24 protein-coding genes and 1 tRNA gene are annotated in these 26,387 nt (G+C 67.9%); 9 read left to right on the plus strand and 16 right to left on the minus strand.

Features of this window, described 5'->3' with window-relative positions; translation table 11 throughout:
- Nucleotides 1-91 precede the first annotated feature (91 nt).
- The 9 genes from AC3EF3_RS03335 to AC3EF3_RS03375 are packed head-to-tail and all read right to left on the minus strand — an operon-like array spanning nt 92 to nt 9,437.
- Nucleotides 92-871: a TIGR04290 family methyltransferase gene (locus AC3EF3_RS03335; protein WP_488530737.1), complete on the minus strand. Its 780-nt coding sequence runs from the start codon at nt 869-871 to the stop codon at nt 92-94.
- Nucleotides 868-1,962: a CgeB family protein gene (locus tag AC3EF3_RS03340; RefSeq protein ID WP_488530738.1), complete on the minus strand. Its 1,095-nt coding sequence runs from the start codon at nt 1,960-1,962 to the stop codon at nt 868-870. The genes AC3EF3_RS03335 and AC3EF3_RS03340 overlap by 4 nt, the downstream gene beginning before the upstream one ends.
- Entirely contained in the window at nt 1,959-3,056 is a 1,098-nt protein-coding gene (locus AC3EF3_RS03345; RefSeq protein WP_488530739.1) for a CgeB family protein, read from the minus strand. The genes AC3EF3_RS03340 and AC3EF3_RS03345 overlap by 4 nt, the downstream gene beginning before the upstream one ends.
- Nucleotides 3,053-4,171, minus strand: coding sequence for a CgeB family protein (locus AC3EF3_RS03350; RefSeq protein ID WP_488530740.1), 1,119 nt, complete (start codon nt 4,169-4,171; stop codon nt 3,053-3,055). Before AC3EF3_RS03350 ends, AC3EF3_RS03345 begins: the two co-directional genes overlap by 4 nt.
- Nucleotides 4,162-5,262 (minus strand): glycosyltransferase family 4 protein, encoded by a 1,101-nt coding sequence (locus AC3EF3_RS03355; protein WP_488530741.1) that lies wholly within the window; start codon nt 5,260-5,262, stop codon nt 4,162-4,164. The genes AC3EF3_RS03350 and AC3EF3_RS03355 overlap by 10 nt, the downstream gene beginning before the upstream one ends.
- Nucleotides 5,252-6,235, minus strand: a complete 984-nt coding sequence (locus AC3EF3_RS03360) for a Gfo/Idh/MocA family protein (protein WP_488530742.1) — start codon at nt 6,233-6,235, stop codon at nt 5,252-5,254. The genes AC3EF3_RS03355 and AC3EF3_RS03360 overlap by 11 nt, the downstream gene beginning before the upstream one ends.
- Nucleotides 6,232-7,185, minus strand: a complete 954-nt coding sequence (locus tag AC3EF3_RS03365; RefSeq protein ID WP_488530743.1) for an MDR/zinc-dependent alcohol dehydrogenase-like family protein — start codon at nt 7,183-7,185, stop codon at nt 6,232-6,234. The genes AC3EF3_RS03360 and AC3EF3_RS03365 overlap by 4 nt, the downstream gene beginning before the upstream one ends.
- A 10-nt stretch (nt 7,186-7,195) precedes the next feature.
- Nucleotides 7,196-8,263: an NAD-dependent epimerase/dehydratase family protein gene (locus AC3EF3_RS03370; RefSeq protein WP_488530744.1), complete on the minus strand. Its 1,068-nt coding sequence runs from the start codon at nt 8,261-8,263 to the stop codon at nt 7,196-7,198.
- A 58-nt stretch (nt 8,264-8,321) separates the two neighbouring features.
- On the minus strand, nt 8,322-9,437 hold the full coding sequence (locus AC3EF3_RS03375) for an NAD-dependent epimerase/dehydratase family protein (RefSeq protein WP_488530745.1): 1,116 nt from the start codon (nt 9,435-9,437) through the stop codon (nt 8,322-8,324).
- A 183-nt stretch (nt 9,438-9,620) separates the two neighbouring features.
- Between AC3EF3_RS03375 and AC3EF3_RS03380 the strand changes: the two genes are divergently transcribed.
- The 3 genes from AC3EF3_RS03380 to AC3EF3_RS03390 are packed head-to-tail and all read left to right on the plus strand — an operon-like array spanning nt 9,621 to nt 12,258.
- Nucleotides 9,621-10,730: an inositol-3-phosphate synthase gene (locus AC3EF3_RS03380; RefSeq protein WP_488530746.1), complete on the plus strand. Its 1,110-nt coding sequence runs from the start codon at nt 9,621-9,623 to the stop codon at nt 10,728-10,730.
- The gene (locus AC3EF3_RS03385; protein WP_488530747.1) at nt 10,727-11,665 is read left to right on the plus strand and encodes a glycoside hydrolase family protein; all 939 of its coding nucleotides are present in this window, start codon (nt 10,727-10,729) and stop codon (nt 11,663-11,665) included. Before AC3EF3_RS03380 ends, AC3EF3_RS03385 begins: the two co-directional genes overlap by 4 nt.
- Nucleotides 11,662-12,258: a histidine phosphatase family protein gene (locus AC3EF3_RS03390; RefSeq protein WP_488530748.1), complete on the plus strand. Its 597-nt coding sequence runs from the start codon at nt 11,662-11,664 to the stop codon at nt 12,256-12,258. Before AC3EF3_RS03385 ends, AC3EF3_RS03390 begins: the two co-directional genes overlap by 4 nt.
- On the opposite strand, the gene AC3EF3_RS03395 is transcribed toward AC3EF3_RS03390, so the two are convergent.
- Both AC3EF3_RS03395 and AC3EF3_RS03400 read right to left on the minus strand, forming a co-directional pair.
- A complete protein-coding gene (locus AC3EF3_RS03395; protein WP_488530749.1) occupies nt 12,194-13,132 on the minus strand; it encodes a hypothetical protein in 939 nt (312 codons plus the stop codon). The two genes, AC3EF3_RS03390 and AC3EF3_RS03395, sit on opposite strands and share 65 nt — an antisense overlap.
- Nucleotides 13,129-14,091 carry a UDP-glucuronic acid decarboxylase family protein gene (locus AC3EF3_RS03400; protein WP_488530750.1) on the minus strand — a complete coding sequence of 321 codons (963 nt, stop codon included), beginning with the start codon at nt 14,089-14,091 and terminating at the stop codon, nt 13,129-13,131. Before AC3EF3_RS03400 ends, AC3EF3_RS03395 begins: the two co-directional genes overlap by 4 nt.
- A 211-nt stretch (nt 14,092-14,302) precedes the next feature.
- On the opposite strand from AC3EF3_RS03400, the gene AC3EF3_RS03405 reads away from it, so the two are divergent.
- Nucleotides 14,303-15,769: a UDP-glucose dehydrogenase family protein gene (locus AC3EF3_RS03405; RefSeq protein WP_488530751.1), complete on the plus strand. Its 1,467-nt coding sequence runs from the start codon at nt 14,303-14,305 to the stop codon at nt 15,767-15,769.
- 42 nt (nt 15,770-15,811) lie between these two features.
- On the opposite strand, the gene AC3EF3_RS03410 is transcribed toward AC3EF3_RS03405, so the two are convergent.
- Nucleotides 15,812-15,887 (minus strand) — tRNA-Thr (locus AC3EF3_RS03410).
- A gap of 306 nt (nt 15,888-16,193) precedes the next feature.
- Between AC3EF3_RS03410 and AC3EF3_RS03415 the strand changes: the two genes are divergently transcribed.
- From AC3EF3_RS03415 to AC3EF3_RS03435, 5 genes are all read left to right on the plus strand, one after another.
- Nucleotides 16,194-17,051 (plus strand): MotA/TolQ/ExbB proton channel family protein, encoded by an 858-nt coding sequence (locus AC3EF3_RS03415; RefSeq protein ID WP_488530752.1) that lies wholly within the window; start codon nt 16,194-16,196, stop codon nt 17,049-17,051.
- 34 nt (nt 17,052-17,085) lie between these two features.
- Complete coding sequence (locus tag AC3EF3_RS03420; protein WP_488530753.1) at nt 17,086-17,517, plus strand: ExbD/TolR family protein; 432 nt, start codon at nt 17,086-17,088, stop codon at nt 17,515-17,517.
- 12 nt (nt 17,518-17,529) lie between these two features.
- Nucleotides 17,530-17,964 carry an ExbD/TolR family protein gene (locus AC3EF3_RS03425; protein WP_488530754.1) on the plus strand — a complete coding sequence of 145 codons (435 nt, stop codon included), beginning with the start codon at nt 17,530-17,532 and terminating at the stop codon, nt 17,962-17,964.
- Nucleotides 17,961-18,623, plus strand: a complete 663-nt coding sequence (locus tag AC3EF3_RS03430; protein ID WP_488530755.1) for an energy transducer TonB — start codon at nt 17,961-17,963, stop codon at nt 18,621-18,623. Before AC3EF3_RS03425 ends, AC3EF3_RS03430 begins: the two co-directional genes overlap by 4 nt.
- Before the next feature lie 403 nt (nt 18,624-19,026).
- Nucleotides 19,027-22,119, plus strand: a complete 3,093-nt coding sequence (locus AC3EF3_RS03435; RefSeq protein ID WP_488530756.1) for a TonB-dependent receptor — start codon at nt 19,027-19,029, stop codon at nt 22,117-22,119.
- 84 nt (nt 22,120-22,203) lie between these two features.
- On the opposite strand, the gene AC3EF3_RS03440 is transcribed toward AC3EF3_RS03435, so the two are convergent.
- From AC3EF3_RS03440 to AC3EF3_RS03455, 4 genes are read right to left on the minus strand one after another with little or no spacing between them, the layout of a single operon-like run.
- Nucleotides 22,204-23,487 (minus strand): MFS transporter, encoded by a 1,284-nt coding sequence (locus tag AC3EF3_RS03440; RefSeq protein ID WP_488530757.1) that lies wholly within the window; start codon nt 23,485-23,487, stop codon nt 22,204-22,206.
- Nucleotides 23,487-24,491, minus strand: coding sequence for an oligopeptide/dipeptide ABC transporter ATP-binding protein (locus tag AC3EF3_RS03445; protein WP_488530758.1), 1,005 nt, complete (start codon nt 24,489-24,491; stop codon nt 23,487-23,489). Before AC3EF3_RS03445 ends, AC3EF3_RS03440 begins: the two co-directional genes overlap by 1 nt.
- Nucleotides 24,488-25,489, minus strand: a complete 1,002-nt coding sequence (locus AC3EF3_RS03450; RefSeq protein WP_488530759.1) for an oligopeptide/dipeptide ABC transporter ATP-binding protein — start codon at nt 25,487-25,489, stop codon at nt 24,488-24,490. Before AC3EF3_RS03450 ends, AC3EF3_RS03445 begins: the two co-directional genes overlap by 4 nt.
- A complete protein-coding gene (locus AC3EF3_RS03455; RefSeq protein WP_488533728.1) occupies nt 25,486-26,370 on the minus strand; it encodes an ABC transporter permease subunit in 885 nt (294 codons plus the stop codon). Before AC3EF3_RS03455 ends, AC3EF3_RS03450 begins: the two co-directional genes overlap by 4 nt.
- Between the last annotated feature and the right edge of the window lie 17 nt (nt 26,371-26,387).

Below are 26,387 nucleotides of genomic sequence, written 5' to 3' on the forward strand. Positions count from 1 at the left end.
TGGCGGGAGGGCGTGACCTTCAACGACGCGATGGTGGTCGCGAGCGTGTCCCGGAGAAAAGTCCTCCCCGTCCGTCGACCCGGACCACGGGTCAGGCCTTCAATGACTTCAGAACCTCATCCAGCTGCGCCTGCGCCCATTCGTCGCGTTGCTGCGGAACGCACACGTAGATCTCGTCCGCGGGCCGCGCGGTGACGCGCAGGCCGGTGGAGCGCAGCATCGCCTCGCAGGCGGCGTGATTGGCGATCCACCAGTTGGTCGGGTCGCCCGCGAACGAATGTTCGATGAAGGCCATCTTCGGCCAACCCGCATCGAGCAGCGGCTCGCGCTCGGTGATCGGATGATCGGCGGTGTCTTCGTACACCTCCTCGCCGGGCATCGTGAGTGTCTGGAACACCATCATGCGGCGGGTGAGCGACGACAGCAGGTCCAGCGCGAGCAGCGGATAGCGCAGGTGATAGAACACGCCCATGAACCACACCAGGTCGAACCTCTCCGGCCAGCGCGCGAACGCGTAGACACCGAGCTGGCGGAACTCGACGCGGTCCTCGAGCCCGAACTGCGCGCAGGCCCAGCGCGCCTGCGCGAGATAGTGCGGGTCGTGGTCGATCGCGAGCACCTGCGCGCCGCGCTTGGCCAGCTCGAAGCTGTAGAAGCCCGCGTTGCAGCCGACGTCCAGCACGCGCCAGCCGGTGAGGTCCTGCGGGATGTGCGGCGCGATCTCCAGCCACTTGAAGCGCGGGAAGTCGCCGCCCAGGAAGTGGTCGGGAACGGTCTGCACGCCGCCCGGCAGATGCAGGTTGTGGAACCACGGCCCCAGCCGTTCGGCCTGTGCGCGCAGGTCGTCGGGCGGCGTATCGCGCGCGCTCACGATGTGGCCTCCACCGCCATGCCGGTGCGCAGCAGTTCGCACGTGTAGGCCTCGAGCTGCTCGGCCCGGTGCGCCGCCGTGTGCTCGGCGAGGATGCGCTCGCGCGCGCGCTCGGCCATGCGCTGGCGCTCGTCCTCGCCGGATTGGCGCAGCAGGTGCAAGACGTCCGCCGTACGATCGGCCAGCACGATCTCCTTGCCCGGCACGAACAGCGACTCGATGCCGCTCCAGCGATCGCTGACGATCGGGGTGCCGCAAGCCGCGGCTTCGAACAGGCGAACGCTGGGCGACCAGCCGGCCGCGATCATGTCGGCACGGGTGATGTTGAGGGTCCAGCGCTGGCTGTTGTAGAACGCGCGGTGTTCGGCCGGCGGCAGGTGCGGCTTGTAGTGGACGTTCGCGGGCCAGGCGATGTCTTCGGGGTATTGCGGGCCGGCCACGACGAAGCGGCCTTCGGGATGCTGCCGTGCCGCTTCGAGCAGCAGGCGATCGACGCCGGGCTGGCGGTCGTCGCTGTAGGTGCCCATGTAGCCCAGGTCCCAGCGCCTGCGCCGCGGCTCGGGGAAGTGGAGCGCCGGATCGACCGAGCAATACAGCACGCGCGCGCGGGGCGACGCGAACTCGCGCTCGAGGCGCTCGAGCGTCGGCCCGCCCGTGAACGAGAGGTACAGGTCATAGCCGGGGATCTGGCGGGGGGCGAGATAGTCGTGTTCGCCGCGCGCGAGCCGCGCCAGCGTGACCGGCGTGTCGATGTCGTAGAAGGCCGTGGCGCCGCGCGCGGTGTGCTGCACCCAATCGCCGATGGCGACGCCTTCGGGCACGAACGAGCCGACGATGACGAGGTCGGCATCGCGCACCTCGCGCGCGAAGCGCTCGCGCAGTTCGGCCAGGCTCGTGTAGAGCCGGATGCGGCAGAAGCCGGGCCGGGCCATGTCGCGGTGGGCGGCATACCACGGCTGGTCGCGTTCGAGAAAGAGCACCTCGTGCCCGCGCGCCGCGAATTCGCGCAGCAGGGCGCGGTACGTCGTCGCGTGGCCGTTGCCCCAGGACGACGTGATCGACAGCCCGAGGACGACGACGCGCAGCTTCATGCGCCCGCCTCCACGGCGTCGCGCACACGCGTGCCCTGCAGCACCTCGTCCAGCTGGGCCGCACGATGCGCGTACGTGTGCTGCGCCAGCACGCGCCCATAGGCGGCGAGGCCGATGCGGCGCGAGGTCTCCGCGTCCAGCACGCGGACCTGCTCGGCGACCTCCTCGCCATCGTGCGCCACCAGCACTTCGCGGCCCGGCTCGAAAAACGTTTCCAGGCCTTCCCACGCATCGGTGATCAGGCACGCGGCCGCACCGGCGGCCTCGAAGACGCGCGTGGCGGGCGAGAAGCCGTAGCGCGCCATGCTCTCGCGGCTGATGTTCAAGACCGCGCGTGGCGTGCAGTTGAACGCGTTGTGGTCGGCCGTGTAGACGTGGCCGAGGTTGCGCACGTTGGCCGGCAGCGCCTTGTCCTGCCAGCCGTTGCCCCCGAGCAGGAAGCGATGCGAGGGCAGCAGCCGGGCCGCGCGCAGGAAGAACTCCTCCACACGCGCCTCCCGGTCCGGCAGGCGGTTGCCCAGGAAGCCGAGGTCGGCGGCGAAGCGCTCGTCGGCCGGCACGGGGTGGTGCGTGGCCGGATCGAGTGCGTTGTAGATGGGCACGCACTCGCGCGCGCCGAGCGCCAGGTACGCGCGCCGTACCGGCTCGCCGCCGCCGTACGTCAGCACCAGGTCGTAGCGCGGTATGAGCGGACGGAAGGGATCGTCGGGCTCACGCTGCACACGGTCGAGCGTCGCCGGCGCGTCGACGTCCCAGAACGCGACCCGCGTGGCCGGTCCCTGCAAGTCGAGCACCGCGCGCTCCAGCAGATCGTCGTGCACGCCGACGCCGCTGGCCTTCACCACCAGGTCGGCGCCGCGCGCCTGTTCCAGCGTGCGCAACACCTCGCCTTCGGATTGCGCCGAATACACCACGACCTTCGCCCAGGGCGGGTCCTGCATGTCGCGGTGTTTCTGGCGGTCGAATGCGTCCGGTTCGTAGAACGTGATGCGATGGCCGCGCTCGTGCAACGCCCGCACGATGCCGCGGTAGTAGGTCGCGGCGCCGTTCCAGTAGGCCGAGACGAGGCTCGAGGCGAAAAAGGCGATCTTCACTTGGGCATGGCTCCTTCGGTGACCGGCGGTGCGATCTCGTCGTAGATGGCGAGCAGCTCCTGCACGCGGTGCGCGCAGGTGTGGCGCGCGAGGATGGTGCGGCGGCCGTGCTGGGCGAGTTCGCTCGCCAGTTCGCGATCGCCGAGCACGTCGCGCAGCTGCCGACGCATCTCCTCGCCATCGCGCGCGAGGAGGTAATCGCGGCCCGGCTCGAACAGGCCTTCGCTGTCGTCCCAGGGCGCGCACACGAGCGGGATGCCGCAGGCGAGCGCCTCGAACACGCGAATCGTCGGGATGCCCGGCAGCGCCTGCACATAGGGCCGCCGCGGCACGTGCACCGTGACGCGATGGCGCGCGAAGACGCCCGGCACCTTGTAGTTGGGCAGCCAGCCCGCGTAATCGATGCCGGCCGCCTGCAGCTCGCGCACTGCGTGCCCGGGATAACGCACACCGTGGATGCGCGCGCGCAGCCGCAGGTCGCGCACCGGCTCGAGCAGGAATTCGCGCAGTTCCGCCGTGCGCTCGTCGTCCCCCCAGTTGCCGATCCAGACCAGGTCGCCGGCCTGTTCCAGCGAGACGATCGGCAGGAACATGCTCGTGTCCGCGGCCTCATGCCAGGTCCATGCCCGCCGCGCCCAGCCGTGCCGCCGATAGAGGTCGCGGATGACGCTGCCGAACGCGAGCACGCCGTCGTAGTGGCGCAGGTCGTAGGCGGCCATGCTGGCCGGCTGCGTCACGCTGCGATGGTGCGTGTCGTGGAACAGCAGGCGCATGTCGCGATGGTCGCGCCGGAATTCGCCGATGCGCTTGACGAGGGCATGGTCGTTCCACTCGTGCACGATCACGAGATCGGCGCCGTCCAGTGCTTCGTCCAGGTCCAGCGATCGCCCGTCGAAACGGCGGCTGACCAGGTGCGGATAGGCCTGCGCGAATTCCTGCAGCGGCTGCTCGCCGTGTTCGGCGACGAGGTTCGCGACGCTCCAGGCATCGCGCGGCTCGTACACCATCACCTCGTGGCCGAGCGCGAGCAACTCGCCGCAGACGCCGCGCAGGAAGTGCGCGTTGCCGTGGTTCCAGTCGGACACCAGCGAGTGGCAGAACAGGATCACGCGCACACGGGTTCCTCCTCGAGCAACTGCGAGTAGGCGCGCAGGTACGCTTGTGCCATGCGCTGCGGGTGGAACCCGAGCGCGCGCCGGCGCGCCAGGCGGCCGAGCTCCTCGCGTTCCTCGCGATGCACGATGAGCCGCATCAGCGCATCGCGCAGGGCCCGGTGGTCGTCGGGCGGCACGTACAGCGCGCTGTCGCCCCAGGTCTCGCGCAGGCTGGCGATGTCGCCGAGCACCAGCGCGCACCCCGAGAGCGCCGCCTCCAGCACCGACAGGCCGAAGGGTTCATAGCGCGCGGGCAGCGCGTAGACCGCGGCGCACGCCATCTCGCGCGCGACTTCGTGCGCGCCCAGCTCGCCCAGCGCCTGCACGCAGCGCGGCTGGAGCGTGCCGCCGTGCGGCGCGATGCACGAGCCCGCCACGCGCACCGGCCACGGCAGCTGCCCGGCCGCGGCTTCCAGCGCGGCGAGATTCTTCGCCTCGTCCCAGAGGCGGCCGGCCGAGAAGATCACGCCGCGCTTGGGCGCGGGCTGGAATCGGGACGGATCGCGCGCGTTGGGCAGGACGACCTGGGGCCCGCGATGGCCGTAGTTCTCGGAAATCGTCGAGAGCATGGCCCGCGTCGGCGCGGCGACCAGCTTCGCGCCGCGCAGGCCGCGCATCACCTGGCGCGCGTACTCGTCCCAGTCCTGCGGCGCCGGCTCGCCGTGGACGGCGCGCCACCACGAGAGCACGCATGAATGGGCCACCACCAGCTTCGGCGCGCGGAACGGCAGTGCGCCGAACGCGAACTGGTTCAGGTGCACGACCCGCGGTGCCACGCGCTCCTCGATCTCCAGCAGCCAGCGGCCGGCCCGGTCCACGTCGGCCCACGGGTCGCGCATCCATTCGAGCGCGTGATCGCTCTCGTGCAACATCAGGCCTGCGATGCCCTGCAGCTGCTGCCGCTGGTGGTCCTTCAGCAGCGCGCCCATCGTCGCCAGGTGCAAGCGCACACCCGCATGCGACAGGGCGCGGGCCAGCTCGACGGCGTAGGTCCAGACCCCGCCGACGGTGTCCGCGGTCATGAGCACCGGGGACACGGGTTCAGCGGCCATAGATCCTGTCGATGGTGGACGCGACCTGCAGGGCCGCTTCGATGGAAGGGGAGTAACCGGCGCCGGCGGCCAGGTGGTGCGCCCACTCGACCACGGCGCGCCCGCCCCAGGCGTCGGGCGGCGAGGCGAGCAGCGTGCGCCGGGTGCCGGTGTTGCGCTCGGCGATGAAGTCGTAGAAGGAGCCGTTCACGTTGCGCATCGCCGCGCCCGCCCTGTCGCCATGGAAATGCGCTTCGATCACGGCGTCGCAACCGGCCGGCAGGTTCCACGAGCACGCGAGCCGCACCACGGCACCGCTCGCCAGGTCGATTTGCGCGACCGCGTAATCCTCCACCACGTTGTCGCTCGCAGCGAGCGGCCGGCCCTGCGCGAAAAGGCGGCTCGTGACCCGGGTGACCTCGGGGTGCCCGAGCACCCACAGCGCGAGGTCGATCAGGTGCGTGCCGAGGTCGATGACGCAGCCGCCGCCCGCCAGCAGCGGGTCGCGGAACCAGGGCTTGTCGGGGCCGTACGCGTTATGGAACACCAGGTCGACGGCGTACACCTTGCCGAGCTCGCCTTCCACCACGCAGTTGCGCACGCGCCGCATCGCCTCCGTGTGACGGTAGGAGAAGTCGCAACCGAGCAGCCGGTCGGCACGGCGTGCCGCATCGATGATCGCGCGCGTCTCGTGGGCGGTGCGCGCGAGGGGCTTCTGGCAGAACACGGCGATACCGTGGTCGAGCAAGGCGAGCGCCTGGCCGGCGTGCAGTGCGCTCGGGGTGGCGATCACGGCGCCATGGAGTTCGTGCTCCGGCAATTCGTCCAGTGACGCCACCGGCTGCGCGACCGGTGCCAGCTCGCGCATACGCGCCTGCACGTCGGGTGACGGGTCCAGGAACGCCACGGGCTCGCACGCGTCCTCATCCAGCAGCGCGCGCATGCGGTGCTGGCCGATCCAGCCCAGGCCGAGGAAAGCGAGGCGCGGCTTCATGCGGTCACCAGCGCCTTCATGAAGCCGTCCGGCCGGGTGGCGGTGAGCTCGAGCGCTTCGCCCAGCCGCTCGAGCGGCAGGCGGTGCGTGTAGAGCGGCTCCGGATCGAGCACGCCTTCCGCCATGAGGGCGATCGCATGGCGGATGCCGTCGACATACGTCTTCGGGTCGCGCTCGTGCGCGTTCACGACATCGATGCCTCGCCAGTTCCACAGCTGCAGGTTCACCTGCCGCAGGCCGTCCTGGTGGTAGCCGGCGATCACCAGCGTGCCACGCTCTGCGGTGAGCTCGCCTGCGAGCCCGAGCGGCCCTTGCAAGCCCGTGCATTCGACGACGCGCTCGCACCAGCGGCCGTCCGTGAGCGACTTCACGCGCTCGATCACCTTGGCGTGGTCGTCCATGACCAGCGTGTGCGCCGCGCCGCAGCTGCGGGCGAACTCCAGGGCGAACGGCCGGCGCGAGATCGCGATCACCCGCGCACCGGCATGCGATATCAGCTGTGTGAGCAGCGCGCCGAGGAAGCCGATGCCGACGATGGCCACGGTCTGGCCGGGTTCGATGCGGCTGCGCCGGAAGATGTTGCAGGCGCAGCCCAGCGGCTCGCCGGGCACGGCCGCGCCGGCCAGCGACCCGGGCAGCGGCACCACGGCCGCGGCATCGGCGATGTCGTACTGCGCGTGCGCGCGGTAGGTGAGCGCGGCCACGCGATCGCCTTCCTTCAATCCCTGCACGCCGCGGCCCACCGCCGCGATGCGCCCCCAGCCCTCGTGGCCGGGTGCGCCGGGCGGCTGCGGATACGTGAACCACTCGCGGCCCTCCCACAGGGGCACGCTGGACGCGCACACGCCCGAGCCTTCCAGGCGCAGCAGCACCTGGTTCTCGGCGGGCTCGGGGATCTGGGCGTCCGTGAGCAGGGCCTCTTTGGGCGAGGCGATCACGCAGGCTTGCATCGCGGCTCCGTCATTGAACGCCGGCCATCGCCGCACTGCGCCTCGCCCTGCGTGCGACGCGCGGGCGGCTCAGCAGCCAGTCGTACAGCCGAGCGACGCCGTCCACGGCGTCCACCTTGCGGCGCCAGCCGGTGGTCTGCTCGAAGGCCTGCGTGTCGGACACGTAATAACGCTGGTCGCCCGTGCGCCAACGGTCGAACGAGACCTGCGGGCGCTTGCCGTGGAGCGCTTCGATCTGGTCCAGCAGGTCCAACAGGCTGATCGTGCTGCCCGGTCCACCGCCGATGTTGAAGGCCCGTCCGGAGATCTTGGTCGCATGCCGCTCGGCGAGCAGGAAGGCATCGACGAGGTCGTCGATGAAAAGGATGTCGCGCACCTGCTTGCCGTCGCCATAGATGGTGATCGGCTCGCCGCGCTGCGCGCGCAGGATGAAGTGCGCCACCCAACCCTGGTCCTCGGTGCCGAACTGGCGGGGACCATAGATGCAGCTCATGCGGAACACCGTCGTGGTCAAGCCGAAGCTGCGCGCGTAGTCCAGTACATATTGATCCGCCGTGCCCTTGGAACAGCCGTACGGGCTGTGGAAGTCGAGCGGGCGCGACTCGGCGACGCCGCGCGCCCGCAGCCCGGGATCGAGCGGCACATACCGTTGTCCCTGCAGCGCGAGCTCGACGTCGTACAGGCCGCCATAGACCTTGTTCGTCGACGTCATGAGCAGGGCGGGCGCGACCGGCCGCGTGCGCGCAGCCTCCAGCACGTTCAGCGTACCCTGTGCATTGACCGAGAAGTCTTCGCGCGGGTCGTCCAGGCTCGTCGTCACGGCCACCTGCGCCGCGAAATGGAACACCTGCGACACGCCCACCATCGCGCGACTGACCGCCTCCGCGTCACGCACGTCGGCAATGACCGCTTCGAGCCGGTCGCCGTGGCTGCCCTGAAGCCACTCGAGGTTCTGTTCGACACCGGGCCGGCAGAGGTTGTCCAGGATGCGCACGCGCCGGCCCGAGGCGAGCAGGCGGTGGGCAAGGTTGGACCCGATGAACCCCGCGCCACCGGTGACGAGCGTGAGCTGCGTCATGGAGAAACCTCCGCGCTGCGCGCTGCGTTGCCATGAGTCTTGGGAGCGGCCCGGCGACTCATACCGTCAGCCCCCGTTGGCTCAGCTCCGCGCTTGCCTGCGCGACGCGGTCGACGGCGGCCTGCCCTTCGAGCCACGACGCGAGTTCGGCCATGCCTTCGTCGAGCGTCACCTGCGGTTCGTAGCCGAGCACCTGCCGCGCCGTGGTGATGTCGGCGAAGCAGTGGCGGATGTCGCCGACCCGGTACTTGCCCAGGATCTCGGGCCGGATGTGTTCCTTGCCCATCACGCGCGCCAGCCGCGCTGCGATCTCGCACACGGTCTGCGGCTGCCCGCTGCCGACGTTGAAGACCCGGCCGGCGGCTTGCTCGACCTCGAGCGCCAGGCGGCAGGCCCTCGCGACGTCGTGCACGCTCACGAAGTCGCGCCGCTGCAGGCCGTCTTCGAAGATCGCGGGTGCACTGTCGTTCAAAAGCCGCGACGCGAAGATCGCGAGCACGCCGGTGTAGGGGTTCGATAGCGCCTGCCGCGGGCCGTAGGCGTTGAAGAAGCGCAGCGCGACGGCAGGAATGCCATAGGCGCTGCCGATCATCAGGCCCATGCGCTCCTGGTCGTACTTCGACAACGCGTACACGGATGCGATCGCGGGTGCCTTGCTCTCCGGCGTAGGCACGGGCTCGAGCACTTCACCGTCCGCATCGCGAACTTCCCACTCACCGCGCCGCAGCTGTTCGATCGAGCGAGTCGCCGCGGCGCGCAACTCACCCGAGGGGCGGCGGTACAGCCCTTCCCCATACAGGCTCATGCTCGAGGCAATGACGAATCGCTGTACGGGCCTCTCGATGAGCGCCTCGAGCAGGGTGGCGGTGCCGAGGTTGTTCACGCGCGTGTAGTGCGCCACCTCGTACATGCTTTGCCCCACGCCGACCGCGGCCGCGAAGTGGAACACCGCATCGACACCCTTGAGCGCGCGCCGCACCGTTTCCTTGTCGCACACGTCGCCCGCGAGGAGTTCCACTTCGCGATCGAGGTACGGCGGTCGTCGCCTGCCTTCGCCGTGCACCTGCGGATGGAGCAGGTCCAGCACCTTCACGCGATAGCCATGCGCAAGGAGTTCATCGGCCAGATGCGAGCCGATGAAACCAGCGCCTCCCGTGATCAAGACGTCTTTCATCGCTGATTCCTTATTCGTCTTGCCGACCGATAGTAGGTCGGGCCGCGAATGCCGTGGGGCGGTTACGGTCTCAGCAACAAAAAAAAACTGCTGCCGAGCGTGCATCGCAACACGACATGTTCTCTGGAAGTTAGGATTTCCTGCACTCAGGCTCGTGCGAACAAGAAGACAAGGGAGCGATGCATGGCAAAGGTTCGGGTCGCGATCATCGGCGTGGGCAATTGCGCCTCATCGCTGGTGCAAGGTGTCCACTTCTATCGTGACGCGAAGGACGGCGACTTCGTTCCGGGCCTCATGCACGTGGACCTCGGCGGCTACCGGCCGGCCGACATCGAATTCAGCGCCGCCTTCGACGTGAGTGCGCACAAGGTCGGCCTCGATCTCGGCGAGGCGATCTACGCGGAGCCGAACAACACGATCCGCTTCGACGAGGTGCCCAAGCTGGGCGTGAAGGTTCACCGGGGCATGACGCACGACGGCATCGGCCATTACCTCAAGGACCTGGTGCCCAAGGCGTCGGGCTCCACCGACGACATCGTCGGTATCCTCAAGTCCACGAAGACGGATGTGGTCGTCTCGTACCTGCCGGTCGGATCGGAAATGGCGACCAAGTGGTATGTCGAGCAGGTGCTGGAGGCCGGCTGCGCGTTCGTCAATTGCATCCCCGTCTTCATCGCGTCGCAGCCTTACTGGAACAGGCGTTTCGCGCAGCGGCGCTTGCCGATCATCGGCGACGACATCAAGTCGCAGGTGGGCGCGACCATCGTGCACCGCATCCTCACCGACCTGTTCCGCAAGCGCGGCGTGCGGCTCGACCGCACGTACCAGCTCAATTTCGGCGGCAACACCGATTTCCTCAACATGCTGGAGCGCGAGCGGCTGGTGTCGAAGAAGATTTCCAAGACGCAGGCCGTCACCAGCCAGCTCGGGCACGAGCTGAAGGCCGAGAACGTGCACGTGGGCCCGAGCGATTACGTGCCCTGGCTGGCCGACCGCAAGTTCTGCCACATCCGCATGGAGGGCACGGCGTTCGGCAACGTGCCGCTGCAATGCGAGGTGAAGCTCGAGGTCTGGGATTCACCCAACTCGGCCGGCGTGGTGATCGACGCCGTCCGCTGCGCGAAGATCGCGCTCGACCGCGGAATCGGCGGCGCGCTCAACGGGCCCGCTAGCTATTTCATGAAGTCGCCGCCCCTGCAGTACACGGACGACGAAGCGCGCGAGCTGGTCGAGGCGTTCATCCGCGGCGAGCCCGAATCCGTTCCCGCCGAAACCATGGCGCCCCACGAATGATCGAAGCCGTCAAGTTCTGGAACGAGCCGAACAACAAGTCGCACTGGGACCTCGAACTCGACCCGACCTGGGAGCGCTATGCGCACATGGTCAAGCTCGCGGCTTCCGCGGTGGAGGCGGAGAATGCGCCGCTCACGCGGGTGCTGGGCGGCATCTCCCCGATCGATCCGGCGTTCATGCGGAACCTCGAGGCCCAGGGCGTGCTCGACCGCATGGACGCTGTCGCGGTACACGGCTTCCCGCTCGACTGGAATCACTGGCAGATCCACGAATGGCCGGACAAGCTCGCCGAAATCCGGGCCGTGACTCCGCTGCCCATCTGGGTGACGGAGGTCGGCGTCTCGACCTTCGGCGCGGAGGAAGTGCAGGAGTGGGGCCTGCAGAAGACCGCGGAGCTGCTGGTCGGCCGCGCGGTGCGAATTCATTGGTATTCGCTGTATGACCTGCCGAAGGCCTGGCCCGCGACGACGCGGCACAAGGAAGCGGAAGGCTCGAGCTACTACCGCCACTTCCACATGGGGCTGCTGCGCGAGGATGGCACGCCCAAGCTGGCCTGCCGGCTCTTCCCGAAGTACACGCCCGAGGTGGGCATCTGCCAGTGGTTCCATTTCGAGGACCACCGGCTCGACGACGCGGTGCGCTGGCTGAAGAAGCTGGGCGTGAAGAAATTGCGCACCGGCCTGTCCTGGGCCGACAGTTGCCGCCCCGGCGCGGACGCGTGGTTCGACCGGCAGATGCTTGCGCTGGAAGACTTCGACGTCACGCTCACCTTGTGCTTCACGCCCGAGCATCGCGGCATCCACCCCCACCACACGAGCGCGCCCCAAGTCGCCGAGGAATACGCCGAATTCTGCGCCCGCATGGTGCGGCGCTACGCGGCCGGCAGGTCCGGCGCAGGCGCGGGGCGCGAGGCCGCCCTCGCGACGGGCACGTGACGCTGCTCGTGCTCGTGCGTCATGCCGCGCACGATTGGGTGGGCCGCGGCATCGCCGGCCGGATGCCGGGCGTCGCCCTGAACGCGCAGGGCCGGGCACAGGCGCAGGCGCTCGCCGACTCGCTCGCCCACTTCGAGATCGCCGCGCTCTACAGCAGCCCGCAACAGCGCGCGCGGGAAACGGCCGGCGTGATCGCACGCCGGCTGATGTTGCCGGTGCAGGATGCGCCCGAGTTCGACGAAATCGATTTCGGCGAGTGGACCGGGCGCAGCCTGGCGGAACTCGATGCAGGCGCGGCGGGCTGGCGCGACTGGGTCGAACGCCGCGCGACAGCCAGGCCGCCGGGCGGCGAGCCCTTCGCCCAAGTGCAGCAGCGCGTCGCCGATGGTGCCCGGCGCCTGCGGCGTGCGCACCCCGCGGCCACGGTCGCGGTGGTCTCGCACGCGGACGTGATCAAGGCGCTCCTGGCCGCGCACCTGTCGATGTCGCTCGACGACATCGAGCGATTCGAGATCGGCTGCGCCAGTTTCAGCGTGATCGAACTGGGCGAGGGCTGGTCGAAGGTGCGTTGCGTGAACTGCAGTCGCGCCTGAGCGTCTCGGCCATTTCATGAGCCACGCCGGCCCAATCGCCGGGGGCGGGCTGGCGGAACAGCCGAACCGTCGGGTACCACGGGGTGTCGTCGCGGCTTTCCATCCACCGCCAGTCGGCCTCGTGCTGCAGCATCATCCAGGTCGGGCGGCCCAATGTGCCGGCCAGGTGCGCGGGCATCGCATCCGGCGTGATGACGAGGTCCATCTGCAGCATCGCCGCGGCCGCGTCGGCGATGTCCTCGGTGCGCGCGGACAGCGGAATGAGCCCCAGCCGCACGATGTCGCGATCGTTCATGGCCCGGCCTTGCTGCAGGCTGTAGAAAACGGCGCCGGGCACCTTCAGCAGGGGCTCGAGCGCGCGCAAGGGCACCGACCGGCTCGTGCCCCAGTCGCTCACGGACCACATCACGGCCACGCGCAAGCGGCCATCGTTCGCGATCGGCAGCGGCGCACGGCCGCGCACCTGCCCGGCCAGGTGGGGGTACGGCGCAGGCAGGTCTTCCATTCGGCAGCGCAGGGCATACGCCAGTTCCATCACCTCGATCTCGACCTCGCAAGGCGGCGGGTCGTCGGTCCATGCATTGGACACTTCGCCCAGCCCGGGCGCGTTTCGCAGGAGCCGCAGCAGCGCAGGCTGGACAAGGAAATCGAGGTGACTGGCGCGCCCCGCGAGAAACGGCACGAAGCGCATGAACTGCAACGTGTCGCCCAGGCCGTGCAGGCAGCGCACCCGCACGCGCCGCTCGTCGAACGGAGTGCCGTCCCAGACGAGGTGCGAGGGCAGGCGGTCGCTTTGGCGCCATGCGGCCTCCCAGTCGCCGCGACGCATCGCGGACATCCATTCGCGCGCGACGTCGTCCTCGATGCCGCTCACTGGCCGTTCCGAAGCAGCCGGTCGAAGTACTCGATCGTGGGCCCGAGGCCCTCCCTCAATGGCACCTTGGGTTCCCATTGCAGCCGCTCGCGCGCGAGCGCGATGTCCGGGCGCCGCTGGGCCGGGTCGTCGGCCGGAAGCCGCTTGCGCACGATCTTCGACGTCGAGTTCGTGAGGTCGATGATGCGCTCGGCGAGCTGCAGGATGGTGAACTCGCCGGGGTTGCCGAGGTTGATCGGGCCGGGGCAGGGCGCCTGGGCGGCCATGAAGCGCAAGAAGCCTTCGATCAGGTCGTCCACGTAGCAGAAGCTGCGCGTCTGCGAACCGTCGCCGTACACCGTGATGGGCTCGCCGCGCAGTGCCTGCACGATGAAGTTCGAGACCACGCGCCCGTCGTTCGGGTGCATGCGCGGCCCGTAGGTGTTGAAGATGCGCGCGACGCGGATGTCGAGCTGCCACTGCCGGTGATAGTCGAAGAAGAGCGTCTCGGCGCAGCGCTTGCCTTCGTCGTAGCAGCTGCGCACGCCCACCGGGTTCACGTGGCCCCAGTAGCTCTCGCGTTGCGGATGCTCTTGCGGGTCGCCGTAGACCTCGCTGGTGGAAGCCTGGAAGATGCGTGCCTTCAGGCGCTTGGCCAGGCCCAGCATGTTGATGGCGCCGTGCACGCTCGTCCGGGTGGTCTGCACCGGGTCGTGCTGGTAGTGCACCGGGCTGGCCGGGCAGGCGAGGTTGTAGATCCGGTCGACCTCCACGTACAGCGGGATCGTCACGTCGTGCCGCAGCAGTTCGAAGCGCGAGTCCTCCAGCAGGTGCTCGATGTTGCGCTTGGTGCCGGTGAAGAAGTTGTCTACGCACAGCACCTCGTGGCCATCGGCCAGCAGCCGTTCGCACAAGTGACTGCCCAGGAATCCCGCGCCGCCCGTGACGAGCACGCGCATGCGTTCGTTGTAGTTGCGCATGGGCCAAAGCTCTCCTTGACCGGTCCGTTATATCGAGAATCGGTGCAGCCGTGGGCCGGAACTCGCCGCAATTCATGTCGCGCGGCGATATATCGAACTCGGCGCAGGACCACACCGACGTGACGACGGGCTTGAGCGTCACCTATGGCCGAGACACACGTAAGTACGCTGGCGGTGTCCCTCCTGCAATCCGAACCGGAGCTCAAGCGAAATGAACGTGACCATCGTCGGCACGGGCTATGTGGGTCTCGTGACCGGTGCCTGCCTGGCCGAGCTGGGCAACCACGTGTTTTGCCTCGACCTGGATGCGTCGAAGATCGCCCAGCTGCGGGCCGGGCGCATGCCGATCCACGAGCCCGGGCTGCAGCAGATCGCGCAACGCAACGTCGAGGAAGGCCGCCTGGTGTATTCCACCGACGTCGCGGCCAGCGTGGCCTTCGGCGACGTGCTGTTCATTGCGGTGGGCACGCCGCCGGCGGCGGACGGCGCTGCCGACCTCACGCACGTGTTCGCGGCGGCCCGCGCGATCGGCCGCCGCATGGACAACTTCAAGGTCATCGTGCTGAAGTCGACGGTGCCGGTGGGCACGGCGTCGCAGGTGGCGGCGATCGTGCGCGAAGAGCTGGGGGCGCGCGGCCGCGCACTCGACTTCTCCGTCGTGAGCAACCCGGAGTTCCTGAAGGAAGGTGCTGCCGTGGAGGATTTCATGCGGCCCGACCGCATCGTGCTCGGCGTGGAGGACGACATGGCGGGGCGCCGCGCGCTCAAGGTCATGCGCGAGCTGTACCTGCCCTTCAACCGCAACCACGAGCGCACGCGCGTGATGGACGTGCGCAGCGCGGAGCTCACGAAGTACGCGGCCAATGCGATGCTGGCCGCGCGGATCTCGTTCATGAACGAGCTCGCCAACCTCGCGGACCGGCTGGGGGCCGACATCGAGCTGGTGCGGCAGGGCATCGGCTCGGACCCGCGCATCGGCTACGGCTTCCTCTACGCGGGCTGCGGCTACGGCGGGTCCTGCTTCCCGAAGGACGTGGACGCGCTGTGCCGCACCGCCCAGGCGCATGGCCTGCGCATGCAGGTGCTCGAGGCGGTGCAGGCGGTCAACGATGCGCAGCGTCACGCATTGCTCGCCAAGGTCGCCGCGCAGTTCGGCCCGCGCCTGGCTGGACGGCGCTTCGCGGTGTTCGGGCTGGCATTCAAGCCCGACACGGACGATATGCGGGAGGCGCCGAGCCGCACGATCGTCGCCGGCCTTTTGCGCTCGGGAGCCGAAGTCGTGGCGCACGACCCCGTCGCGCAGCCGCAGGCGCGGCGCGCGTTCGGCGAGGACCTGGCGCAGGAGCCGCACCTGCTGGCGCGCCTGCGCTACGTCGACAAGCCCATGGAGGCGCTGGAAGGCGCGGACGCGCTGCTGCTGGTGACCGAGTGGCGCAATTACCGGATGCTCAATCTGGCCGCGCTGAAGAAGGCGATGCGCACGCCCCTCGTGTTCGACGGCCGCAACCTGTACGACCCGCACCAGCTCGCCGCGGCGGGCGTCACCTGCATCGGCATGGGCCGCAGCAACCTCGCATTGATGGAGCCGGGCGGGCGGGAACCGGTGCAGGAGCAGCCCGTGCCGCAGGCCGTCCCGCGCGGGCGGCGGGCGAGCGGGGTCCGCACGGCGACGGGCTGAATGAAAAGCCCCGTGACCTGGCGATCACGGGGCTCTGTAGGGTGGTGCCGGAGAGATGATTCGAACACCCGACCTTCTCATTACGAATGAGCTGCTCTACCAACTGAGCTACACCGGCTTTTCTTCTTCTGAGCCAATGATTATAGCGTCCCGGCTTCGGCGCCTGGACTGAACGGCTTGGCGCAGTTCTTGCGACGAACCGGCCGGTTCATGGGCGGATGGCAAACCAACTCGGTAGTTATCCTGAGGCCAAGGCGGCCCGAGGTGGTTTTTCGCACGCCCCTGACAAACTATACTCGTCGGTTTGGACAAAGGTGGGGTCCCTACCGGGAGCCACCATGGTTCAAAGCGAGCACGTGGCACCCATCCGGCGTCATTCGTTCATTCAAAGCCTTTTGCACCCCAAAAGACAAAGGATTTCATCTTGCGGACCTCGGCCTTCCTCATTCGCGCAGCCGCGACGGCGCTGCTGCCCCTCGCGATCCTCTTCCAATCCCCCGCTCACGCGCAGGCCCCGGCGTCCGCTCTCGCCGCCGTGGCGAGCGATGCGGCCACGCCTCCGGCCGCTGCCGCCGCCCAGGCCGCTTCGCAGAAGAAGCCCAACGGCGACGTCGCATCCACGGACAATCCCTACGGCCTCGAAGCGCTGTGGAAGGGCTCCGACAACATCGCGCGCAGCGTGCTGATCATCCTGGCGATCATGTCGGCCGGCAGCTGGTACATCCTGATCACCAAGCTGCTCGAGCAGACCAAGATGAACCGCCACGCCCGCACCGTGGACCAGAAGTTCTGGGGCAACCAGTCCGTCAGCGCCGCAGCCAATTCGCTCGAGAAGAACAGCGCCTACCGCTTCATCGCCGAGGCGGGCGTTGCCGCCACCAGCGACCACGGGGGCCTCAAGAGCCACATCCCGATGGGCGACTGGATTCCCATGAGCATCACCGCCGCGGTGGACCGCGTCCATGCCACCACGCAAGGCGGCCTGGCGTTCCTCGCCACCGTGGGCTCTACCTCCCCCTTCGTCGGCCTGTTCGGCACGGTGTGGGGCATCTATCACGCGCTGACGGCCATCGGCATCTCCGGCCAGGCCTCGATCGACAAGGTCGCCGGCCCCGTCGGTGAGGCGCTGATCATGACGGCCATCGGCCTGGCCGTGGCCATCCCGGCGGTGCTCGCCTACAACTGGCTCGCCCGCCGCAACAAGGCCGTGATGGACGAAGTGCGCGAGTTCGCCGACGAACTCAATGCCGTGATCGTGGGCTCGGCCGGGAAAGCCGCGTAAGCGGCCCCCGAGCTGACCCTCTAGGAGTCAAGCCATGGCAATGGCTGTCGGCCCGGCATCCGGCGACGAAGACGAAGTCATGTCCGCCATCAACACCACGCCCCTCGTGGACGTGATGCTGGTGCTGCTGATCATCTTCCTGATCACCATCCCGGTGGTGACGACATCGATCCCCGTGACGCTCCCGAAGGAGCGCGTGGAGGTTCGCGAAACCAAGCCCGAAAACGTGATCATCTCGGTGGACACGAAGGGCGACATCTACTGGTACGACGCGAAAGTGCCGAACGATGCGTTCCTTGTCGACAAGCTCAAGAAGGTGTCGTCGATGAAGCCCCAGCCCGAAGTGCAGATCCGCGGCGACCTGGCCGCGCGCTACGCGGGCGTGGGCAAGGTGATGCTCGCGTGCCAGCGCGCCGGCATCACCAAGGTGGCCTTCATCACCGAACCGCCGCCGCTGGGCGGCTGACGCGAGGCCTTCATGAAACAGAACCTGAAGACGAAGGGCCGCCGTTTCGGTGCCGGGGACCCGGACGTGATGATGGACATCAACACCACGCCGCTGATCGACGTGATGCTGGTGTTGCTCGTGATGCTGATCATCACCATCCCGATCCAGCTGCACGCGGTGAACCTGGAGATGCCGGTGGGCGCTCCGCCGACCACGATCGAGCCGGAGAAGTTGTTGATCAACATCGACGAGAAGAGCACGGTGTACTGGCAGGGCCTGCCGGTCAGCGCCCAGGATCTCGAGCAGAAGATGGATCTGGTGGCCACGATGAACCCGCAGCCGATCGTGCAGATCCGCCCCGACAAGGACTGCAGCTACGCCGTGTTCGCGAACGTGCTGTCGTCGACCAAACGCAAGGGGCTCAACAAGGTGGCCGTGATCGGCCATGAGCAGTTCGTCCAATGAACGCCGCCGCCACCCAGAACGTCCCTTTGCATCACCGCAAGTACGGGCAGAAGGACCCGACCCGCCGCTTGATCGGCTGGATCGTGGTCGCGCTCGTGCACGCGATCGTGCTGTACGGGCTCATCACGGGCACGACGATGAACGTGCTGAAGATCGTCAAGAAGCCCCTCGAGGCCGCGGTGATCCAGGAAGTGATCATCCCGCCGCCGCCCCCGCCACCGCCGCCGAAGGAGATCGTCAAGCCCGTGACCCCGAAGGTCGAGGCTCCGCCGCCGCCCTTCGTGCCGCCGCCGGAGGTGACTCCCCCGCCCACGGCGATCGCGATTCCGTCCGTCGCGGAGCCGCCCAAGACCCCGCCGGTCATCGCACCGCCGCCGCCGCCCGCCGCTCCGCCTGCGCCTTCGGGACGGCAGGACATCGGTGTGGCGTGCCCGACACAGGTGAAACCCGAAGTGCCCAAACAGGCGCAAAGGGACAACGTCGAAGGGGTCGTAAGGGCGCAGGCCACCATCCGAAACGGCAAGGTCGTGGATGTGCAGATCCTGTCAGGGCCGCGCGTCTACCACAGCGCCGTACGGACGGCAATGCTGCAATACAGCTGCATTTCCGGAAGCGGCGACATCCTCGCAACGCAGGAATTCAACTTCAAATTCGAGTAGCCGGCGACGGCTCCGTCCGCAACCCGCACGCCAATGGCGCGCGGGTTTTTTTTTCGCCCTCAATTCGGGCGATGCGTTTGGGCAACAAACGATGCGATTTGGGGTATCCGTCGAGTGACGTGCGTGTTGCGTTTGTGTACAAACTCCAGTTGGATCGGCGAGTACCACCGAAGGTGGGCCGTCACTCCAAAGGCATGGATCGGGCATCGTCCCGATCCTCGTTTTTATCTCGGCAGGATCAGTCTGGAGAACTCATGAGAACCGCTAAACCAAGGTTTAGACAAGCGGAGTCCCCGCACGCCGACATGGCGTTGCGTGGCTTCGCGACGCAGGCAGGAGCGCGGGCGACCCTCGCGACCTTGTCTTCGTCCCATTCCCTTTCCCCCAACCCCAAGGAGCGGTCATGACAACCCAGACCACCCGATTCAAGAAGAAGCTCGTCGTCCGCGCGCTGATGCTGGCGTTCAGCGCCACCGCCATCACCGCGGGCCTGCCGACCGACGCGTTCGCCCAGTCCAACGCCACCGGCAACATCTATGGCCAGGTTTCCGTCCCGACCGGCACCTCGATCGTCATCGAAAACAAGGGCACGGGCGTCAAGCGCACGATCACGCCGGACGCCACGGGCCGTTTCCAGGCCACGTCGCTGCCGGTCGGTGACTACCGCGTGCAGCTCGTTCGCGACGGCAAGGTCACCGAGACGAACGACGTCGAAGTGATCCTGGGTCAAGGTGCGGAAGTCCGTTTCGCCGGCGGCCAGACGCTGCAGACCGTGCAGGTCGTGAGCCGTCGCGCCAGCATCGACGTCTCGTCCACCAACAACGGCGCGACCTTCACGTCCAAGGAGCTCGACCAGCTGCCGATCGCGCGCACCGTCGATGCCATCATTCAGCTCGCGCCGAACACCACGCGTGCCGACCCGCGCTATGCGAATAATGCGGCCAGCATGGGCGGCGGCGCTCCGTCCGAGAACTCGGCCTACATCAACGGCTTTCCGGTCACCAATCCGCTGAACCAACTCGGGTCGTCGCAGCTGCCCTTCGGCGCCATCGACCAGGCCCAGGTGCTGACCGGCGGCTTCGGCGCGGAATTCGGCCGTTCCATGGGCGGTGTGCTGAACATCACGACCAAGAGCGGCACGAACGAGTGGCACGGCGGCGTCCAGTACAGCATCGAGCCCAGCTCGCTGCGCAGCAAGTACAAGGACATCCTGTATCCCAACACGGGTGACCCGACGAACGCGGCCACGGACGGCACGCTGTACCGCCGCCGCTCGGTGAACAAGCTGACCGATCAGTCCTACGGCTTCTACGTCGGCGGCCCGATCATCAAGGACAAGCTGTTCATGTTCGTCGCCGCCGAGGAGACGAAGGACAAGTTCTCCGGCGTGAACCCGGCGCTGTCCACCACGAACATCAAATCCGGCGACATCGGCAGGTGGGGCTGGTCCGAGCGCCGCGATACCACCACGCGCTATCTCGGGAAGTTCGACTGGAACGTCACCGACAACCACCACCTCGAGCTGACGATGATCGGCGACGAGTCGAAGCGCCGCGAGGCTCTGTCCGGCTACGACTACGCCACCGGCGCGCGCGACAACGTCACCCGCTTCACGGCCAACTACAAGAACGCGCCGGACGTGACGCCGGTCGGCATGAACGACACCATCCTCAAGTACACCGGCTACCTCACCGACGATCTGACGGTGACGGCCCTGTATGGTGAGGGCAAGTCGCCGCACAGCAACGGGTTCACGTCGTCCGCGGGCGGCTTCCCCGAGGGTGTGGTGTTGTCCACGAGCTCCGCGGCCGCCCCGGGCATCACCTACACGAACCCGAACGCGCTGGCCGACCAGAACCTCAACGCCCCGTCGTCCCAGGACAAGGTCAAGGCCGGCCGCTTCGACCTCGAGTACAAGCTGGGCCAGCACACGATCCGCGGCGGCCTGGACGAAGTGCGGCTGATCTCGAACAACGCCGGCGATGCGCGTGCCGGCGGCGGCACCGTCAGCTACCGCTTCACCACCCGGGCGAGCGGGATCGTCTGCTCGGACCCGAGCTGCACGACGATCCGTATCCCCGGCACGCTGGGCGCAAACGGCTATTTCGGCCGCGAGCGCATCTTCACCGATATCACGGACGCGTACTCGGACCAGTCGGCGCAGTACATCGAAGACCGCTACCAAGCGACCAAGAACCTGCTGCTCACGTTCGGCCTGCGCAACGAGTCGTTCAAGAACAAGAACAACGCGAAGGAAACGTTCCTCGAGCAGAAGAACGTCCTGTCGCCGCGCTTCAGCGCGTCGTGGGACGTGCTGGGCGACGCCTCCTTCAAGGTGTTCGGTTCGGCCGGCCGCTACTCGGTGCAGATTCCGACGCACATCGCTGTGCGCGGCGCGGGTCCCTCTACGCTGACCGACCAGTACTTCACGTATACGGGCGTGGATCCGGTGACGGGCCAGCCGACGGGCCGCGTGAACGTGTCGAACGTGTTCTCGCCCAACAACGAGCTGGGACAGCCGAAGGACGCCAAGACCTTGGCCGCGACCAACCTGAAGCCCAACCAGCAGGATGAGATCACGCTGGGCTTCGAGAAGGCGCTGAACCCGGACGTGAGCTACGGCGCTCGTGTTACCTACCGCAAGCTGGTGAACACGATCGACGACTTCTGCGACCAGACGCCGTTCGATAACTACGCCACCGCGCATGGCATCGACGAGAGCAACTGGGGCGGCTTCAACTGCGCGTCGATCAACCCGGGCCGGACCAACACGTTCCTGGTGGATTACAGCGGCACGGGCAAGAACTACACGACCGTCTCGCTGAGCGCAGCGGACATGGGCTTCACGGAAAAGGCGAAGCGGACCTACACCGCCATCGACCTGTTCCTGGAGCACCCGTTCCGCAACGGCTGGTATGGCCGCGTGAACTACACCTGGTCGCGCAGCACGGGTAACACCGAGGGCCAGACGCTGTCCGACATCGGCCAAACCGACGTGGCGGCGACGCAGACCTGGGACAACCAGTACGTGATGCAGTACGCCAACGGCCTGCTGCCGAACGACCGGACGCACCAGATCAAGGCTTTCGGCTACTACGCGCTGACCCCGGAGTGGACGCTGGGTGCCAACGCGCTGATCGCGTCGGGCCGTCCTCGCAGCTGCGTGGGCTTCATCCCCGACCCGGCCGCAGGCGGCAACGCCTCGGTCTACTGGGGGCACTACTGCTTCGGCGCACCGTCGCCGCGCGGCACCTTCGGTCATCTGCCGTGGGACCAGCGCCTCGACCTGAACGTCACGTACCGTCCGGAGCGCGTGAAGGGCCTGTCCCTGCGTATGGACCTCTTCAACGCGTTCAACAAGCAGCACGTCGAGGCCGTGAACGAGCAGAGCGTCGTGACGCTGGCCGCCAACCAGCCGATCAACCCGACCTTCGGCCGCGTGATCGCCTACAGCTCGCCCCGCAGCGTGAAGTTCACCGCTCGCTACGACTTCTAAGTCAACGCGAGTGCCGGCCGCGCAAGCGGCCGTTCCATCAAAAGGGCCTCCTCGGAGGCCTTTTTCCATGGGTGTGCCGGGGAACTAGGCCGCGGCCGCCGCAGTGGGCAGCTTCATCTGCCTGGGCAGGTGCGTCAGACGCCAGCCGACGACGGCCAGCACGATCGCGCCGATGCCGCCCGAGGCGAGCGCGAAGCGAAGGCCCACGTGCTCGCCGATCCAGCCGCCGATCAGCGCGCCGGGAATGGACGGCAGCAGGATCAGCCAGCGCATCGTGCTGGTCATGCGTCCCAGCAGCGGCTCGGGCGTGACGGCCTGGCGCAGCGAGAGGAAGTTGATGAAGATCAGCACGGCGCCGAAGCCGAAGCACACGAGCATCAGCACGAACGAGGCGATCCCCCACGCGTTGGCCGGCGCGAACGCCAGTTGCAGCCAGCCGATGCCGCACATGGCGATGCCCCACAACAGGCCCGCGCCGACGCCGATGCGGCTGGCGATCCGATGGCCGAGTGCGCCACCGGTGATGGTGCCCAGCCCCAGGCCCACGTAGCACAAGCCGACCTGCTTCTCGTCCAGCCCGAGTTCGCGCGTGGCGAACAGGATCTGCACCACCATCGCCGAGTGCTGGCACAACTGCCACAGGCCCACGAGGGCGGCCATCACGACGAGCAGGCGCACGCCAGCGACGAACTGCAGGCCTTCCTTCAGGGCGTGCCAGAAGCTCTCGGGCACGTTCTCGTTCGGCTTCTCGTCGATCTTCAGGCCGCGCAGGATCATCACGCTGCCCATGAGGAGCGCGGCATCCACCAGCAGCGCGAAGGGTGCGCCCACCAGCCGGATCAGCGCGCCGGCGATGCCCGGGCCCGTCACTTCCGCCAGCGAGTTGGCCAGCGCGTTCTTCGCGTGCGCTTCCACCAGGCGCGCGCGCGGCACGATCTGCGTCAACACGATCTGCGATGCGGACCCCGCCGTGGTGAACACGCAGCCGATCACGAAGGACACGAAGTAGAGATACCCCATGTTCAGCAGGCCGATCGACCACACCACCGGCACCGTCACCAGCATCAGGCCCACCGTGAGCTCGCCCGCCACGTAGACCGGCAGCTTCTTCACGCGATCGAGCCACACGCCCGAGGGCAGCGAGAACAGCACGAAAGGCGCGAGCTCCATCGACGTGAGCGCACCCATCTGCGTCGGGCTGGCGTGCAGGAGCACGGCGGCCGTGAGGGGAATGGCCAGCATCGTGATCTGCGCGCCGAAGCCGCTGGTCAGGATCGACAGCCACAGCCGCCGATAGAGCAGGTTGCGCAGCAGGTCGTCCGGGCCGATGCGCCACGGCAGGCGGAACCCCCCGTTGCTTCCCGCCATCAGTACAGCCAGCAGGCCGCCTGCGACTGAGCGTTCACCGGGATCAGCGGCGGCACGTCGACGCCGCACTTGTCGAACGCGTGCGGACAGCGCGTGCGGAACACGCAGCCCGAAGGCGGCGCGATGGGCGAGGGCAGGTCGCCCTGCAGCAGCTGGATCTGCTTGCCGCGTTCCAGGCGCGGGTCCGCCAGCGGCACCGCCGACAGCAGCGCGCGCGTGTACGGGTGCTTCGGGTTGGCATAGAGCTCGTGCTTGTCGGCGAGCTCCATCACGCGGCCGAGGTACATCACGAGGATCCGCTGGCTCACGTGCTTGACCACGGCGAGGTCGTGCGCGATGAAGATCAGCGCCAGCTGCATCTGCTTCTGCAGGTCCCGCAGCAGGTTGATGATCTGCGCCTGGATCGAGACGTCCAGTGCCGACACCGGCTCGTCGCACACGATCAGTTTCGGCTCGAGGATCAGCGCCCGCGCGATGCCGATGCGCTGGCACTGGCCGCCGGAAAACTCGTGCGGATAGCGATAGAGCTGGTTCTCCATCAGGCCCACGCGCGCCATCACCTGTTTCACGCGCGCCGTCACTTCGTCCTTCGACAGCTCGGGGCGGTGCGTGCGCAGCGGCTCGCCGATGATCTGCAGCACGTTCATGCGCGGGTTCAGCGACGCGAGCGGGTCCTGGAACACCATCTGCACGCTCTTGCGCACGTCCTGCCAGTCGCTGGCCGAAGCATCGGCCATGTCCTTGCCCAGCCACACCACGTGGCCGGAAGTGGCCGGAATCAGGTTGAGGAGCGCACGCGCGAGCGTCGATTTGCCGCAGCCGGATTCGCCGACGATGCCCAGCGTCTCGCCCGGGTACAAGTCCAGGTTCACGCCGTTCACGGCCTTGAGCGTGCGCTTCTTCGGGAACAGGCCTTCGCCGCGGATGTCGAAGTGCACGTGCAGGTCGCGCACCGACAGCAAGGGCTCGCGATCCTGCGTGGAGTCCTTCAATACCGCGTTCATGACAGCACCTGCTCGGCTTCACGCGCGACTTCGGCGACCGGGCGATGGCACGCGCGAAGTACCAGCGGGTCGTGGGCGGAGGGCACGAGCGGCGGCCGCTGCGTGGCGCAGTGGTCCATCACGAACGAGCAGCGTTGCGAGAAGGGGCAGCCGGCCGGCAGCTTCGCCATGTTGGGCGGCACCCCGGGAATGGCGACCAGTTTCTCGCCTTCGTGGTCGAGCTTGGGCACAGCGCCCAGCAGGCCCAGCGTGTACGGGTGCGTCGGATGGTAGAAGATGTTTTCGGCGCTGCCCTGTTCCATGATGCGGCCGCCATACAGCACCATCACCTGGTCGCACAGGCCCGCGACGACGCCGAGGTCGTGCGTGATCAGGATGATGGCCGTGCCGAAGTCGCGCTGCAGGTCGCGCAGCAGCGCCATCGTCTGCGCCTGCACCGTCACGTCCAGCGCGGTGGTGGGTTCGTCGGCGATCAGCAGGTCCGGCTGGCACAGCAGGGCCATCGCGATCATGATGCGCTGGCGCATGCCGCCCGAGAATTCGTGCGGGTACATGCGGATGCGGCGCGCGGCATCGGGAATGCGCACCTGCTCCAGCGTCTGGATGGCGACCGTGAGCGCGCTGCGGCGAGTGAGGCCCTTGTGCTGCTCCAGCACCTCGGTCATCTGCCGCTCCACCGTGAGGTAGGGGTTCAGCGACGTCATCGGGTCCTGGAAGATCATTGCGATGCGGTTGCCGCGCACCCGGTTGAGCTTGGCCGCCGGCATCGAGAGCAGGTCCTCGCCCTGGAACAGCGCGCGGCCGCTCGCGCGGCCGTTGGCCGCCAGCAGGCCCATGATGGCCATCATGCTCTGGCTCTTGCCCGAGCCCGATTCGCCGACGATGCCGAAGGTCTGGCCGCGCTCCAGCGCGAACGACAGGCCGTTGACGGCGGTGACCACGCCTTCGGGCGTGTCGAACCTCACGTTGAGGTCCTGGACGTCTATGAGTTTGGTCATCGCTGTTTGGGGTCGAGCGCGTCGCGCAGGCCGTCGCCGATGAAGTTGAAGCAATACAGCGTGAGCGACAGCATCGCGCAGGGGAACAGCAGCAGCCAGGGCGCCGCTTCCATCACGCCGGCGCCGTCGTGGATCAGCACGCCCCAGCTCGTCATCGGTTCCTGGATACCCAGGCCGAGGAAGGACAGGACCGACTCGGTCAGGATCACGGCCGGCACGGTGACGGTGGTATAGACCACGACGACCCCCAGCAGGTTCGGCACGACGTGCGCGAAGATGATGCGACGGGTGGGCACGCCGATCGCTCGCGCGGCCTCCACGAATTCCATGGTGCGCAGGGACAGCGTCTGCCCGCGCACCACGCGCGACATGTCCATCCACGAGAACGCGGTGATGGCCAGCACGACGAGGTAGAACTCGCGCCCGAGGATGGTGACCAGCAGGATGGCGATCAGCAGGTAGGGGATCGCATACATCATGTCGACGACGCGCATCATGAAGTTGTCGACCTTGCCGCCGATGAAGCCGGCCGTGGCGCCCCAGGCGATGCCCACCGCCACCGAGCAGATCGTGGCCAGGATGCCGACCATCAGCGAAATGCGCCCGCCGATCAGGCAGCGCACCAGCAGGTCGCGGCCCGATTCGTCGGTGCCCCACACGTGGAACCCCTGCCAGGTGGGCGGCATCTTCATCGCGTCCCAGTCGGCGGTGTCGAACTCGTAGGGCAGCACCCACGGGCCGGCGACGCAGGCGATCGTGATGAGGGCGAGGATGATCACGCTGGCGACGGCGGCGCGATTGCGCATGAACCGGTCGCGCGCGTCGGCCCAGGGGCTGCGGCCTTTGGGCGCCGCCGCGGGCACCTGGGCGAGCTGGTCCATCAGCTCGGTCTTGCGGG

Source organism: Ramlibacter sp. GS1-15, from assembly GCF_057785015.1.